Origin of the sequence: Bacillus cereus group sp. N8 (assembly GCF_016483685.1) — a bacterium.
Taxonomy (GTDB): Bacteria; Bacillota; Bacilli; order Bacillales; family Bacillaceae_G; genus Bacillus_A; species Bacillus_A proteolyticus.
Window position 1 is genome coordinate 235,602 of sequence record NZ_JAEHBK010000001.1, and the last position, 14,355, is coordinate 249,956.

Sequence of the window (14,355 nt, forward strand, 5' to 3'; positions counted from 1 at the left end):
TAATTGAGCTTGTCTTTGGAAGACTAGAACATGAAGTAAAGGAGAGTTGTGTATGAAGTGGAAACATGTAATTGGTGATGTTGAAGTGAATCGGGATTTAGTATTATTGCTCGTTATAGGCGGTTTATACACGCTCGCAATTTCTTTATCAAATACGTTTGTAAACATTTATTTATGGAAGCAAACACAAAATTATGTAAATCTGGGCTTGTATAATTTGGCCAGCGTTGTATTACAGCCTCTAACATTTCTTGTGGGGGGGAAATTAGCGAAACGTATTGATCGTTCGATTTTATTGCGAATAGGTGTAGGCACGTTAGCTGTTTTTTTTATCGTCGTTTTAGTAGCGGGAAAAAGTGCATCTCACTATATTTTACTAATGGGAGCTCTTTTGGGAGTTGGTTATGGATTTTATTGGCTTGCATTTAACTTGTTGACTTTTGAGATTACAGAACCAGAAACAAGAGACTTTTTTAACGGTTTTCTCGGACTTCTTACATCGTTCTCTGGAATGATTGGGCCAATTGCAGCCGGATATACAATTTCACGTATGGAAAAATGGAGTGGTTATACGGTCGTTTTTTTCCTCTCGTTAATGCTATTTGCGATTGCGGTTGTTTTAAGCTTTTTTTTATCAAAGAGAGAATGTGAAGGGCGCTATGAAATTGTACAAGTATTGAAAGAGCGGCAAGTTGATGAAAACTGGGGAAGAATTACACGCGCTCATTTCTTCCAGGGTTTGAGAGAAGGAACGTTTATTTTCGTTATTTCGGTATACGTCTATTTAGCATCTGGTAGCGAGTTAGCGCTAGGGAAATATAGTTTAGTGAACTCTGCAGTATCATTTGTATGCTATTATTTAGTTGCCCGCATGTTAAAGAAGGAATGGCGAAAAAAAGCCATTTTACTCGGTGGTATTATTTTATATGCGGTCGTATTTTTAGTTATTTTCAATGTTACATATACGAAATTACTTATTTATGCAGCATGTATTGCGGTTGCATATCCTATTTTACTCGTTCCGTACGGATCCATGACATACGATGTAATTGGTAGAGCAAAACAGGCGAGAGAATGGCGTGTAGAATATGTAGTAGTCAGGGAATTATGGTTAAATGCTGGAAGAATGTGTTCCATCTTAAGTTTTTTATGTGCTGTCATATTCTTTCCTCCTGAAAAAAGTTTACCTTTTTTACTATGTATTTTAGGAGCTGGACATTTTCTTATTTATTTTGCAGTTAAAAATGTCAAATATGATGAGGGAAATGTGAACAAAACCAGCGTTGGAGCACAAGGAACAGCGCAGAATCAAACTGAACCAGAAGGTTAACTTATCGTGTGTTTTATGCTAGAATAGAAAAAGATGTAAGACAGCAGTGAGGACACCTGTATGAAGGTGTCCCTTTCACATTACATAGCTGTTGGTAGAGGGGGTTTGTATGAGCAAGAAGCAGAAAAAGAACCAGACAAAGACAAAGACCCACGTTCCCTTTCGGTTAAACGTGTTGTTTTTTTGCGTGTTTTTAATGTTCTCCGCGGTTATTGTAAGGCTTGGATACGTACAAATTGTTCGTGGTGAGGAATATAAAAATGAAGTTGAGAAGAAAGAAAATTCAACGATAAGTAATCCTGTACCGCGTGGGAAAATATTTGATCGTAATGGAGAAGCGGTCGTAGATAATGAGCCTATTCGTACAATTACATTTACAAAAATGAAGGGATCAACTGCAGATGCTCGCTTAGAAACGGCGAAAAAGTTAGCAGATTTAATTGAGGTCCCAACAGATAAGTTAACAGATCGCGATAAAAAAGATTATTGGCTTGCTTTACATAAAGAAGAAGCAAAAACAAAAATCACAAAAAAAGATCGTGAAGAGTTGAAAGCGAATAAAATTGAAGAGAAAGAGCTAGATGAGCGTCAACGAAATCGTGTAACAGAAGAAGAAATCAGTCAATTGTCAGCAAAAGATTTAGAAATATTGGCGATCAAAAGTAAGATGGAAAGCGGATATGCAATGACGCCGCAAATCGTTAAAAAAGGTGCAACAGAAGAAGAATATGCGATTATTAGTGAAAATTTAGCGAAATTACCAGGTGTAGATACAAATGTCGACTGGGAACGAAAATATAAGTATGAGGATACGTTCCGAAGTGTACTTGGTGGTGTGACGACTTCTGATGAAGGGTTACCGAGAGAGCGATTAGATTACTACCTTGTTCGCGATTATAATCGTAATGATCGCGTAGGGAAAAGTTACATTGAGCAACAGTACGAGGATAGTTTACACGGTACAAAATCCGAAGTGAGAAATGTTACAGATAAAGACGGTAATATTTTAGAAACTATTAATGTATCACAAGGACAACGAGGTAATGACCTGAATTTAACAATTGATATGGAATTACAAAAGCGTGTAGAAGAGATTCTTGAGAAAAACTTAATTAAATTTAAAGGGTCAGAACCGCTTTTAGATCGCGCTTTCGTTGTAATGATGAATCCGAAAAATGGTGAAGTTTTATCCATGGCAGGGAAACAATTAGTTAACGAAGATGGTCAAACGAAAGTAAATGATTTTGCATTAGGAACGATGACGAGTTCTTATCCGATGGGTTCAACTGTAAAAGGTGCGACAGTACTTACGGGATATCAAACTGGTGCGATTCAACCTGGATCAGTACAGTTAGATGAACCGATTAAATTAAAAGGGACACCTACGAAGTCATCTTGGAAAACGATGGGGTATATTAATGACCTTACAGCGTTAAAAATGTCTTCTAACGTGTATATGTTTAAAACAGCGATGAATATTGCAGGGGTTCCATACGTACGAGGCGGTACGTTAGATATCCCGCAAAAAGCATTTGATACGATGCGTTACTATTTTGGGCAGTTTGGGCTTGGTGTAAAAACAGGAATTGATTTGCCAAATGAAAGTGCTGGTCAAATGGGTAGAGGAAGTCAACCAGGTTTCTTATTAGATTTATCAATTGGACAGTATGATACGTATACACCGCTTCAATTAGCACAATACATTTCGACGATTGCAAATGGTGGATATCGTATGCAACCCCAAGTTGTAAAGGAAATCCGCGAGCCATCGGCGAAGCCAGAGGAAGTTGGAAAAGTTGTTCAATCTATGGAACCAAAAGTATTAAATCGTGTTGATATGCCTGAATCACAAATTAAACGTGTTCAAGAAGGATTTAGACAAGTGTTTAACGATACAGGTGGTACAGCTACAAAATACTTTGCAGGTGCACCATATAAAGCAGCTGGGAAAACAGGTACAGCTCAAACTGTATATGGCGGAGATAAAGAGATTGGTAGAAATGCAAAAGGTGAGCGTGTTGAAACATATAACTTAACATTAGTAGGTTATGCACCACTTGAAGAGCCAGAAGTAGCATTTTCTGTTGTTGTGCCGTGGGTACATGATGATAAAACAGGGATTAATGGATATATTGGTCGTGAAATAATGGACGCTTACTTTGATTTGAAAAAACAAGCATTAACTGGTGAAGCTCCAAAAGATGAAAAAGAGAAAAAAAGTAATACACAAGATGATGAATAAAAAAGTTGTAAAAAAAGCACACTATCTGAAAAGATAGTGTGCTTTTTTTTATGCTTTATGCATATGGTTTAGTAAATGTGGACAAGCGTAAAATGTTGAAAAAAACATGTAGTTTCAAAAACGATGACCATAACAAGATGAGTGCATACGCTCTAAGTTTGTCTTGTGTGATAGGAGATAGCAGTTTTATGGATGATTAGAAAATTTCCTGCATCTAAAGTACAAAAGTGAAAATGAAGTTTGTGTATACAGTTGTTTTTGTGGAACTTTACAAAACTTTTACAAACAATTAAAACCGAATTAATAGTTTAGCAGTATTCTTATACCTGTAATCCTGTTATTTCCGGTTACTTCTAGGAGGAAGAACACGTGAAATGGATGAGCGCATCGATTAAAGTTTTGACATTATCGACATGTTTCCTTTGTTTTAATATGTCTACTGTATTCGCTACAAATGAAATGGGAGAAGTGAGAGTTGATGGATCCTCAACGGTTTTTCCTATTATAGAGGCAGTAGCAGAGGAATATACAAAGGCCTATCCAAACGTGAAAATTTCTATTAGTATTTCTGGGACAGGAGGAGGATTTAATCGTTTCAGTAAAGGAGAAGTAGATATAAACAATGCTTCGAGATTGATGAGACCGGTAGAAGAAAATGCTATGCAGAAAAATTCCATTCAATTTACACCATTTGAGGTTGCTTATGATGGTCTAACAATTGTTGTGAATCGTCAAAATACGTGGGTAAACAATATGACGATAGACGAGTTACGTCTATTATGGAGTGAAAATGGTAGATTGAAACGATGGTCACAAATTCATTCATCATGGCCACGTGAACAAGTTAAATTTTATGCGCCAGGCGTAGACTCTGGTACTTATGATTATTTCCAAAATGTTGTCTTACAAAATAATCGCCTTGTAAAAACGGTTTCTTTGTCTGAAGACGATCAAGTTATTATGCAAGGGGTAATGAATGATAAAAATGCCATTGCTTTTGTAGGATATGCTTATTATATGGCCAATCGAGATAAGGTGAAAGCAATACAGGTGGATGGTGTATTTCCAACGAAAGAGACCATTCAGTCGGGGGCGTATAAGCCTTTAGCTAGATCGCTATTTACTTATGTAAATGATGCATCTATCCGAAATAAAATGAATGTAGCAAATTATGTTGAGTTTATGATTAAACATGTTGGCAACCTCGCTGAAGAGGTCGGATATGTAAAATTGCCAAAAGAAAAATACAATGAACAGCTGCGAATGTTAACAGAAATAAAAAGGTAATGTCAGGGTGGAAAGGGGTTTTCATCTTTGGCTCATAATGACAAAAGTCAAATTACATTTTCTGTACAACATTTGATTGAGAGAAATACAAAGAGAAGAAAAAAAGCGCAGCGAATCAATCGAATTGTTCCGTTATTACTAAAAATAATTGCTAGCGTGTCTATAGTGACGACACTTGGGATTATTATTACGTTGGCTAGTGAAACAATCATGTTTTTTCAAAAAATATCATTATACTCCTTTTTGACGGAGCAAGAATGGTTACCTTTTTTTGAAGATCCGAAATTCGGTATATTACCACTTATATGTGGAACAATCCTTGTAACAGCAATTGCCATGTTCGTAGCAATTCCTATTGGTTTAGGTTGTGCCGTGTTTTTAAGCGAATACGCTTCGAATGGCGCTCAGAAAATATTAAAACCGTTGTTAGAGCTACTAGCAGGCATCCCGACAATTGTATATGGTTTTTTCGCGTTAACAGTTGTCACACCACTGTTACAACGGGTTATACCAGATTTGCAGTTTTTTAATGCTATTAGTCCGGGTATTGTTATAGGATTTATGATGATACCGACGATTGCGTCACTCTCTGAAGATGCGATGAGAGCTGTAGCAAAAGGAATTAAAGAAGCCTCATTAGCGCTAGGAGCAACTCGGTTTGAGATGGTAAAACAAGTCGTGTTTCCTTCGGCTTTTACGGGGATTATGGCAGCGATTATATTAGCTGCTTCCAGGGCAATTGGTGAAACGATGATTGTTGTTATTGCAGCTGGATCAACACCTAATGTATCGATAGATCCGACTCATTCTATTCAAACATTAACAGCCTATATTGTACAAGTGAGTTTAGGTGATGCTCCGCACGGAACAATTACTTATTACAGCATGTATGCTGTAGGTGCGACTTTATTCGTGTTTACTTTTATTATGAACATCATTTCGCAGTATATTATGCGCCGTTTTAGGAGGGTGACATAATATGCGAATGTTAGACCATAAAAAAATACAAGAAAATATGGTATCACGTTTTTTAAAAGATAGAATTTACAAATCATTATTTTATATAGCAATTTTGTTTGCAATCGTAATTCTGTTTATTTTATTGTTTCAAATTTTTGAAAAAGGTATGAGTTATCTTTCAATAGATTTTTTTACAAACTTCGCTTCACGTAATCCGAAAGAAGCTGGGATTGCTGCTGCTTTGTCAGGAACAATATTATTTATGAGTATTGTTATACCGGTCTCTTTTATATTTGGAGTCGGAACAGCTTTTTATTTAGAGCATTATGCGAAAGAGTCCGTTTTTAAAAAGTTAATAGAATTGAATAATCAAACATTAGCAGGGGTACCTTCCGTTGTGTTTGGTTTACTCGGGTTAACTATTTTCGTGTACGCTCTCCATTTGGGAGAGAGCATAATCGCAGCGGCACTGACGATGAGTTTACTCGTCTTACCAACAGTTGTTGTAGCTAGCCAAGAAGCGATTCGATCTGTACCAAGTTCCTTATTAGAAGCTTCTTACGGATTAGGTGCTACGAAATGGCAAACGATGTATCAAATTGTACTGCCAGTAGCTTTGCCAGGGATTTTAACGGGATGTACGTTAGCGGTATCGAGAGCGATCGGAGAAGCGGCACCGTTGTTAGTTATTGGGGCACTTGCATTTGCAAATTATGTTCCGTTTAGTATGTTCGATAGATTTACGGTTTTACCAATTCAAATTTTTAATTGGATGAGTAGACCGCAAGAGGAATTTCAGTATGTAGCAGCAGCTGGGATGATTGTTTTGCTAGGATTACTGCTCTTTATAAATATATTTGTCTTATGGTTACGAAATCGAAAATAAGTTGGAAGTGGATGAAAGGGGAATTCAAATGGTAGCAACAGTAGTAAATGTACAGGTGAAAAATGAGAAGAAGATTGAGACAGCACCAAAAAAAGTAGTATTTGATACGAAAAATTTAAATTTATGGTACGGAGAAGACCATGCTTTAAAAGATATCAACTTAAGTATTTATGAGAATGAAGTAACAGCGATTATCGGTCCAAGTGGTTGCGGGAAATCAACATACTTAAAAACGCTAAATCGTATGGTAGAGTTAGTACCTATCGTTCGAACTACGGGAGTTATCGAATATAGAGAACGAAATATATTCGATAAATCATATCCGGTTGAAGAATTACGTACGCATGTGGGCATGGTGTTCCAAAAGCCAAATCCATTCCCGAAATCTATTTATGAAAATGTAGCATATGGACCGAAAATTCATGGTGTTCGTGACAAAAAAACACTTGATGAAATCGTTGAAAAAAGCTTGCGCGGAGCAGCCATTTGGGATGAGTTAAAAGATCGTTTGCACGATAATGCATATGGTTTATCTGGTGGGCAGCAACAACGTCTATGTATTGCACGCTGCTTAGCGATTGAGCCAGACGTAATTTTAATGGATGAACCAACATCAGCGTTAGATCCAATTTCAACATTAAAAGTAGAAGAACTAATTCAGGAATTAAAGAAAGATTTTAGTATTGTTATTGTAACGCACAACATGCAACAAGCAGCACGTATTTCAGATAAAACTGCCTTCTTCTTAAGTGGAGAAGTTGTGGAATATACAGATACAAATAAATTATTTACAACACCTACAGATAAGCGAACAGAAGACTATATTACAGGACGATTTGGTTGATATCGTTGTAAGGCTAAGAGTAAATGCCCTCTTAATAGAGGGCATTTCTCACTTTAAATAGGGGGAGTAATATTTCTCTTTCCTCAAGGCTTAATAAACGTACAAGAGGCTGGGGAGGGGATTTATCCCGCTATTTGCGGGCTAATAATCAGTGGGGATGAAAAACCCCCACACTGATTAAAGTTTCACTTTATATATAATGCACATAATATTGAGGGGGGAAGAAGCAATGGTAAGAGAACAGTTTCAATATGATTTAAAGACGTTACAGCAAAAGGTAGTTGAACTTGGTGAATTAGCAAGGGAAGCTTTATTAATTGCTATGGAAGGGCTTCACAAAAGAGATGTAGAGAAAGCATTAGAGGTCATTGATGGTGATTATCGCATGGATAATTTAGAAGAAGAAATAAATGACCTTGCACTTATGCTTATTACAAAGCAGCAGCCTGTAGCAAGTGATTTACGAAGAATTTTCATTTCAATTAAAACAGCGACAGATTTAGAACGTATTGCAGATCACGCTGTTAATATTGCGAAATCAACAATTCGTCTTGGAGAAAAAGAAGTAGTTGTTAGCTTGCAGAATCTTGATGAAATGTTTGAGATTGCTCATAAAATGTTAAATTTAGCGTTAGAATCATACGAGCAAGAAAATTTAACTTTTGCTAGACAAATTGCTGAAATGGATGATTCAGTTGATGAAATTTATGGGAAGGCGATTCGTGAATTTATTTCCTCTATCCCTGGACAACCAGAAGCGATTACACAAATTACACAACTATCCTTTGTTGCAAGATACATTGAGCGTGTAGCAGATCATGTTACCAATATTGCTGAGAATGTATTTTATTTAGTAAAAGGAAAGCATTATTTATTGAATGAGTAGGAAAAGAGTAGGTGATGAGACATCACCTGCTTTTTTTAGTCAAAACATGACAAAAAAAGCTCGTTGTTTCCTTTAGTTTATGATGATAAGATGTATCATAATTAATGGAAAAATAAGTACATATGTGTTAATTACGTCTTATAAATATTTTGCTAATTTAATAGTAAGCGCTTTCTTTTTTTACTAGAGTTAAAAGGTACTTTTGTTTATCCCGCTATTTGTGGGCAGTTAATGCGGGATAAATAATATATATGTGGTATACGGAGTTCTTGAACATTATATAAGTGGAGGCTGAAGTATATGAAGGGGGTTATTTTAGCTGGAGGAAAGGGAAGACGTCTTAGACCATTAACATGTAATACTCCAAAACCGATGTTACCATTGTTAGAAAAGCCGGTTCTTGAATATAATATTGAATTATTACGTCAGCATGGCATTCGTGAAATTGCAATTACCGTTCAATATATGAGTACAGCTATTAAGCAGTACTTTGGTGATGGTAGTAAATGGGGAGTTAACTTGTATTATTTTGAAGACTCTCCCCCACTTGGAACCGCAGGGAGTATTAAGCAAGCGGAAAGTTTTTTAGATGAAACATTTGTTGTTATTAGTGGGGATGCATTAACTGATTTTCAATTATCAGAAGGAATTGCATTTCATGAACAGAAGAAGAGAATGGTAACGATGTTTGTGAAAGAAGTAGAAAATCCACTCTCATTTGGGCTAGTTGTAACGAATAAAGAACAAGAAATTATACGATATATAGAAAAACCGAGTTGGAATGAGGTAGTTTCTAATGTTGTGAATACAGGTATTTATATAATGGAGCCGGAAATTTTTTCTTACATACCATCCATGGAATTTTTTGATTTCAGTCATGATGTATTTCCACTATTGGCAAATAAAAATGCGTTATTTGCATATTTATCAGAAGACTATTGGCTAGATATTGGTACATTTGATCAATATCGGCAAGCTCAATTCGATTTGTTGACGAAAAAATTGAAGGTGCCTATTCCATATACAGAAGTATTACCAATGGTGTGGATGGGAGAAGGTGTAACGATAGGAAAAGGGACGAAAATTCATGGTCCTTCTTTTATTGGAGAAGGGGTAATAATTGGTGCGGGGGCTGTAATTGAACCGTACTCTATTATAGGGAAAAATAGTATCGTTTCAAGTTATTCTCAGCTGCAAAAAAGCATCGTTTTTGCAAACGCCCATATCGGAAAATATTGTGAGTTGCTAGAAACAACAATTGGAGAGCATACAATGGTTGAAGATGATGTTACACTTTTTCAAAAAAGTATCGTAGCGGACCATTGCCATATAGGGAAAAGTACAGTAATTAAGCAAAAAGGAAAACTATGGCCATATAAGGTGATAGATAGTCATTCAATAGTAGGCTCTGCTGGTGTTCAAGAGAGTGAAAAGGGGGCAGGATGGTTACAAAAAAGCCGGATTGTCGGAAGAGGAAATGTTGAGATTACCCCTCAATTTATTGTGAAAGCCGCAATGGCTTATGGTTCTCTTTTTGTAAAAGGAGAGAGCATATTAATCGGAAGTCAAGAAAATATAGAAACAACGTCCTATAAAAACTTATTCCTCCATGCTATTCATGGTATTGGGATTCATACGATGGAATGTAAAGAAATGAACGAGTCACTTTTTCAGTATGCCATTCATAATTTGAACTGTGCAGGTGGGGTTTTTATTCAAGTGGAAAGTGATAGAGGGATTGTTATAAAGATGTATGGCAGGGATGGAATGTTATCGTATAAGCAGCAAAAAATGATCGAACAACTATATATGTCTGAGTCGTTTCGTTACGTATGTGAGAAAGAAATGGGGCGAAGTAAGCAGGTTCATGTTTCTTTAAATAATTATATAGAAGCAGTATTAGAACACATTGATATAGAGAAAATACAAAAACAGAAGTTTCATCTTCTTATTAATAAGAGAAATGATATGTTACAACAGTTACTTATTCTCTTTCTGCAAAGGCTTGGGTGCACAGTTACATGGATTTATGCGGGGGAACAAAAAGATCATGTGAAAGCTTTGATGAAATCGAGTAAAGCAAATATGGCGCTTATGTTTTCTGAACAAGGAAATCAATTCGATTTATATGATAATCATAGTAATATTTACCAAGGAACTGACTTTGAAGAAGTAGATATTCCTGATTTATTATTTGAATCAGCAGATAAAATTTATCCAATGTCTTTGAAATTGGGCGGTTGTTACCTTCTATTTTATATGTATGATGAAAAAAAGTCTTTTCAAATAAGATGGAAGCGAGATATTTTATATCGAATAGGAAAATTGTTTGAGTTAATAGCACTGCAGGGAAAAACATTTTTCAGCATAATAGAGCAATCACCTCCGCTCTATTTACTTTGTGATGAAGTTGTGTGTTCGTGGAAGGAAAAAGGGAAAGTAATGCGGAAATTATTGGCTGATATGGAAAGAAAAGAAGACGGGATATTAGAAGGAGTACAGTTCAAATATACAGAAAAAGAGTGGTCTTATATCGTTTCTGACGCAAAACAACCAAAATTTTTAGTGTATTCACATGCTAGAAACCCAGTGATAGCAAGGGAAAACATGAAAAATCTTATAGAAAAAATTAGACAATATCAAAAGGTGTAGAATTTTTATTTTAAAAGTGGTATTATGGTATAGTCTGATTTAAGTTATTAGTACTGGAGGGAAATAAGAATGCGTGTAAATATTACTCTAGCATGTACAGAATGCGGAGATCGTAACTATATCTCAAAGAAAAATAAACGTAACAACGCTGAGCGTATCGAGCTTAAAAAGTATTGCAAGCGTGACAAGAAGTCTACGTTACACCGTGAAACAAAGTAAGCAGTAGGAATATTTTCCTACTGTTTCTTTTTTTTATGCGATTCCTACGTAAAAGTGATACACTATCCTCGTAGAGTAAAGTGTCACTGTAAGGGGGAAAAGTGTGTGAAAGAAGAGAAAATACGTTTACGTAAACAAATAATAGAACGCATGAATTCTTTATCTGAAGAACAGTATACAACTTTATCGGAACAAATTGCAGTTTCGTTGTATGGACAAAAAGAGTGGATTGAAGCTAAAACAATTGGAATCACTCTCTCGATGGAACATGAAGTGAATACATATCCTATTATCGAAAAAGCTTGGGAAGAAGGAAAGAAAATTGTTGTTCCAAAGTGTAATAAAGGGACAAGAACGATGTCTTTCCGGAAAATTAGTAATTTTGATCAATTAGAAACAGTATATATGAATTTACGTGAACCGATTCCAGCGTTTACGGAAGAAGTGGATGCGTGTGAAATTGATCTTCTTATCGTGCCAGGAGTAGCGTATACGCGGCGAGGAGAACGGATTGGATATGGTGGTGGCTACTATGATCGTTATCTCGTGCATTATAAAGGGGAAACGCTATCATTAGCTTATGATTTTCAAATGGTAAAACATATTCCTGTTGAACCATTTGATAAAAATGTAGAAAAAATTATTACAGAAAAAGGAACAATGGTTATAAATGGGCTTGTATAGACAAATAAAAATTGACGAGACTTTTTCTTCTTGATTATAATAAAATATGGGAACGTTTTCTTATTATAGTTTTTTATAGTAAGTAAGCATAGAGGGTGATGAAATGATATCTATTTATGATATTCAGCAATTGCTAAAGAAATTTGGTACGATTATTTATACGGGTGATCGAATTGCAGATTTACAATTAATGCAAGATGAATTGCGTGAATTAAATCAGTCACAGCTAATCGATCCACAAGACTATCAAACAGCTTTATTTTTATTGAAGCAAGAAATTCAAAAAGAGCTAAATAAGAATTAGATAAAGGTAGGTAAGCAACATGGAAGAGAAATGGTTAGTTGGTGTTGACCTTGGTGGTACAACGATTAAATTAGCATTTATTAATGTGTACGGTGAAATTTTACATAAGTGGGAAATCCCTACGAATACAAATGAGCAAGGAAAACATATTACACTTGATGTAGCGAAAGCTATTGATAAAAAGTTAGAAGAGTTAGGTGAATTAAAAAGTAAGTTGATCGGTATTGGTATGGGGGCTCCTGGTCCTGTACATGTGGCATCTGGAATGATTTATGAAGCGGTTAATTTAGGGTGGAAAAACTATCCGTTAAAAGATTTATTAGAAGTAGAAACAGGATTACCTGTTGTTATTGATAATGATGCAAACTTAGCAGCTCTTGGTGAAATGTGGAAAGGTGCTGGCGAAGGAGCAAAAGATTTAATCTGTATGACACTTGGTACTGGTGTTGGTGGCGGTGTAATCGCTAATGGTGAGATTGTACACGGTATTAGTGGTGCTGCTGGTGAGATTGGACATATTACAGTAGTTACAGAGAATCCTTTCCCTTGTAATTGCGGAAAGTCTGGTTGCTTAGAAACAGTAGCCTCTGCAACAGGTATTGTGCGTGTTGCTATGCAAAAAATACAAGAGACAGATAAAGAGAGTATGTTACGTTCCATGTTAGCAGAAGAAGGGCGTATTACATCAAAAGATGTGTTTGAAGCGCTTGGACAAGGTGACGAGCTAGCGAGCGAAGTAGTAGAAAAAGTAGCTTCTTATTTAGGATTAGCTGTAGCGAACCTTGCTAGTACGTTGAATCCAGAGAAAATTGTTATTGGTGGTGGTGTATCTAAAGCTGGAGATGCACTATTAGAGCCAATTCAACGTTATTTCGAGCAATATGCTTTCTCACGTGCTGTAAAGAGCACAAAGTTAGCAATTGCAATACTTGGTAATGATGCAGGTGTTATCGGAGGAGCTTGGCTTGTAAAAAAGCACAAATACGAAGCGAAGATGATATAAGTTGTGAAATATGAAAAGAGGAAGGGGAAACCCTTCCTCTTTTTGTGCAAAATCTTGATGAAGAATAGCATGAAAATGAATTAAGCTGCCGGTGGGTACCCGTTATATAGAACAGTCATGATCGTAAACCATCCGAAAACGAGTACAGTTGCAATTGCAAAGCCGCCCGCGAAAAAATTCTTTTCGCGAAGTGTTCTAAGCGTAGCAAATACAGCTAACAGAGTGACTAGCGCAAAAATAATAACAAGGCCCATACAATATCCTCCTCTGTCTTCTCATTTCTTACGATGAGTTTTTGGAATATTTACTCTTTTATATTGTACATGTTTTAAAAATGAATGTCGAGATAGCATCCTTTCTTTTCATAAGAGAAAGAAATGTTGTATCATTGAAAGTAAGTTCAATAACTGGAGGAGATTTTTATATGAAATGGACACAAATGCCTTTAGGCCCATTACAAACAAATGCTTATATTTTAACGAATGATCAAAATGAGTGTATTATTTTTGATCCTGGTCATGAAGGAGAGAAACTTGTTACATATTTACAAGAAGCGCAGTTAAAGCCCCTTGCGGTTTTATTAACGCATGCTCACTTTGATCATATTGGTGCTGTTGATGCCGTGAGAGATGCTTTTCGTATTCCGGTATACGTACATAAAGAAGAAGCGGATTGGTTAGGAGATGCAACTGTGAATGGATCGCAAATTTTTATGATGAACCGCAGTATTACAGCGAAACCGGCAGATCAAATTATTGATGCAGAAGGTACATTAACGATCGGTTCTTTTAACTTTGAAATTTTTGAGACACCAGGACATTCTCCAGGAAGTATTTCTTATTATTGTAAAGAGGCGAATGCCGTATTTTCTGGTGATGTATTATTCCAAATGAGTATTGGGAGAACAGATTTGCCTGGCGGAAGCTTTGCTGAATTAATTGGAAGTATTGAGGAGAAATTATTTGTATTACCAGATGAAACAGCGGTGCTATGTGGGCATGGTCCAGAGACGAGCATTGGATTTGAAAAAGAAAATAATCCATTTTTACAATAAGGAG

14 protein-coding genes are annotated in these 14,355 nt (G+C 36.1%); 13 read left to right on the forward strand and 1 reads right to left on the reverse strand.

What is annotated here, in order from left to right:
* The first annotated feature begins 52 nt into the window (after positions 1-52).
* The 12 genes from JDS80_RS01225 (at position 53) to glcK (ending at position 13,297) form a co-directional block, all read left to right on the forward strand.
* Positions 53-1,330 carry an MFS transporter gene (locus tag JDS80_RS01225; protein WP_199636831.1) on the forward strand — a complete coding sequence of 426 codons (1,278 nt, stop codon included), beginning with the start codon at positions 53-55 and terminating at the stop codon, positions 1,328-1,330.
* A 109-nt stretch (positions 1,331-1,439) separates the two neighbouring features.
* Positions 1,440-3,572 (forward strand): peptidoglycan D,D-transpeptidase FtsI family protein, encoded by a 2,133-nt coding sequence (locus JDS80_RS01230; protein ID WP_199636832.1) that lies wholly within the window; start codon positions 1,440-1,442, stop codon positions 3,570-3,572.
* Between the two features lie 369 nt (positions 3,573-3,941).
* On the forward strand, positions 3,942-4,859 hold the full coding sequence (locus JDS80_RS01235; RefSeq protein ID WP_199636833.1) for a phosphate ABC transporter substrate-binding protein PstS family protein: 918 nt from the start codon (positions 3,942-3,944) through the stop codon (positions 4,857-4,859).
* Between the two features lie 27 nt (positions 4,860-4,886).
* A complete protein-coding gene (gene pstC / locus JDS80_RS01240; RefSeq protein ID WP_071747154.1) occupies positions 4,887-5,837 on the forward strand; it encodes a phosphate ABC transporter permease subunit PstC in 951 nt (316 codons plus the stop codon).
* Between the two features lies 1 nt (position 5,838).
* On the forward strand, positions 5,839-6,705 hold the full coding sequence (gene pstA / locus JDS80_RS01245) for a phosphate ABC transporter permease PstA (RefSeq protein WP_199636835.1): 867 nt from the start codon (positions 5,839-5,841) through the stop codon (positions 6,703-6,705).
* Between the two features lie 28 nt (positions 6,706-6,733).
* Positions 6,734-7,549 (forward strand): phosphate ABC transporter ATP-binding protein, encoded by an 816-nt coding sequence (pstB, locus tag JDS80_RS01250; RefSeq protein WP_199636836.1) that lies wholly within the window; start codon positions 6,734-6,736, stop codon positions 7,547-7,549.
* A gap of 229 nt (positions 7,550-7,778) precedes the next feature.
* The gene (gene phoU, locus JDS80_RS01255) at positions 7,779-8,435 is read left to right on the forward strand and encodes a phosphate signaling complex protein PhoU (protein ID WP_071747152.1); all 657 of its coding nucleotides are present in this window, start codon (positions 7,779-7,781) and stop codon (positions 8,433-8,435) included.
* 300 nt (positions 8,436-8,735) lie between these two features.
* Complete coding sequence (locus JDS80_RS01260) at positions 8,736-11,087, forward strand: sugar phosphate nucleotidyltransferase (protein ID WP_071747151.1); 2,352 nt, start codon at positions 8,736-8,738, stop codon at positions 11,085-11,087.
* A gap of 69 nt (positions 11,088-11,156) precedes the next feature.
* Positions 11,157-11,306 (forward strand): 50S ribosomal protein L33, encoded by a 150-nt coding sequence (gene rpmG, locus JDS80_RS01265; protein ID WP_001265616.1) that lies wholly within the window; start codon positions 11,157-11,159, stop codon positions 11,304-11,306.
* A gap of 105 nt (positions 11,307-11,411) precedes the next feature.
* A complete protein-coding gene (locus tag JDS80_RS01270; RefSeq protein ID WP_199636837.1) occupies positions 11,412-11,990 on the forward strand; it encodes a 5-formyltetrahydrofolate cyclo-ligase in 579 nt (192 codons plus the stop codon).
* 103 nt (positions 11,991-12,093) lie between these two features.
* On the forward strand, positions 12,094-12,294 hold the full coding sequence (locus JDS80_RS01275) for a YqgQ family protein (RefSeq protein WP_000623706.1): 201 nt from the start codon (positions 12,094-12,096) through the stop codon (positions 12,292-12,294).
* Positions 12,295-12,313: 19 nt separating this feature from the next.
* Positions 12,314-13,297 (forward strand): glucokinase, encoded by a 984-nt coding sequence (gene glcK, locus JDS80_RS01280; RefSeq protein ID WP_071747149.1) that lies wholly within the window; start codon positions 12,314-12,316, stop codon positions 13,295-13,297.
* Positions 13,298-13,377: 80 nt separating this feature from the next.
* On the opposite strand, the gene JDS80_RS01285 is transcribed toward glcK, so the two are convergent.
* On the reverse strand, positions 13,378-13,551 hold the full coding sequence (locus tag JDS80_RS01285) for a DUF2759 domain-containing protein (protein WP_000524846.1): 174 nt from the start codon (positions 13,549-13,551) through the stop codon (positions 13,378-13,380).
* Between the two features lie 170 nt (positions 13,552-13,721).
* On the opposite strand from JDS80_RS01285, the gene JDS80_RS01290 reads away from it, so the two are divergent.
* Positions 13,722-14,351 carry an MBL fold metallo-hydrolase gene (locus JDS80_RS01290; RefSeq protein WP_044737737.1) on the forward strand — a complete coding sequence of 210 codons (630 nt, stop codon included), beginning with the start codon at positions 13,722-13,724 and terminating at the stop codon, positions 14,349-14,351.
* The last annotated feature ends 4 nt before the right edge of the window (positions 14,352-14,355 follow it).

What these genes read in the sequence shown, in the direction of transcription:
- phoU (WP_071747152.1), top strand. Translation starts at nt 7,779, where the DNA reads ATGGTAAGAGAACAGTTTCAATATGATTTAAAGACGTTACAGCAAAAG.
- JDS80_RS01230 (WP_199636832.1), top strand. Translation starts at nt 1,440, where the DNA reads ATGAGCAAGAAGCAGAAAAAGAACCAGACAAAGACAAAGACCCACGTT.
- JDS80_RS01225 (WP_199636831.1), top strand. Translation starts at nt 53, where the DNA reads ATGAAGTGGAAACATGTAATTGGTGATGTTGAAGTGAATCGGGATTTA.
- pstB (WP_199636836.1), top strand. Translation starts at nt 6,734, where the DNA reads ATGGTAGCAACAGTAGTAAATGTACAGGTGAAAAATGAGAAGAAGATT.
- JDS80_RS01285 (WP_000524846.1), bottom strand. Translation starts at nt 13,551, where the DNA reads ATGGGCCTTGTTATTATTTTTGCGCTAGTCACTCTGTTAGCTGTATTT.
- JDS80_RS01275 (WP_000623706.1), top strand. Translation starts at nt 12,094, where the DNA reads ATGATATCTATTTATGATATTCAGCAATTGCTAAAGAAATTTGGTACG.
- rpmG (WP_001265616.1), top strand. Translation starts at nt 11,157, where the DNA reads ATGCGTGTAAATATTACTCTAGCATGTACAGAATGCGGAGATCGTAAC.
- pstA (WP_199636835.1), top strand. Translation starts at nt 5,839, where the DNA reads ATGCGAATGTTAGACCATAAAAAAATACAAGAAAATATGGTATCACGT.
- glcK (WP_071747149.1), top strand. Translation starts at nt 12,314, where the DNA reads ATGGAAGAGAAATGGTTAGTTGGTGTTGACCTTGGTGGTACAACGATT.
- JDS80_RS01290 (WP_044737737.1), top strand. Translation starts at nt 13,722, where the DNA reads ATGAAATGGACACAAATGCCTTTAGGCCCATTACAAACAAATGCTTAT.
- JDS80_RS01260 (WP_071747151.1), top strand. Translation starts at nt 8,736, where the DNA reads ATGAAGGGGGTTATTTTAGCTGGAGGAAAGGGAAGACGTCTTAGACCA.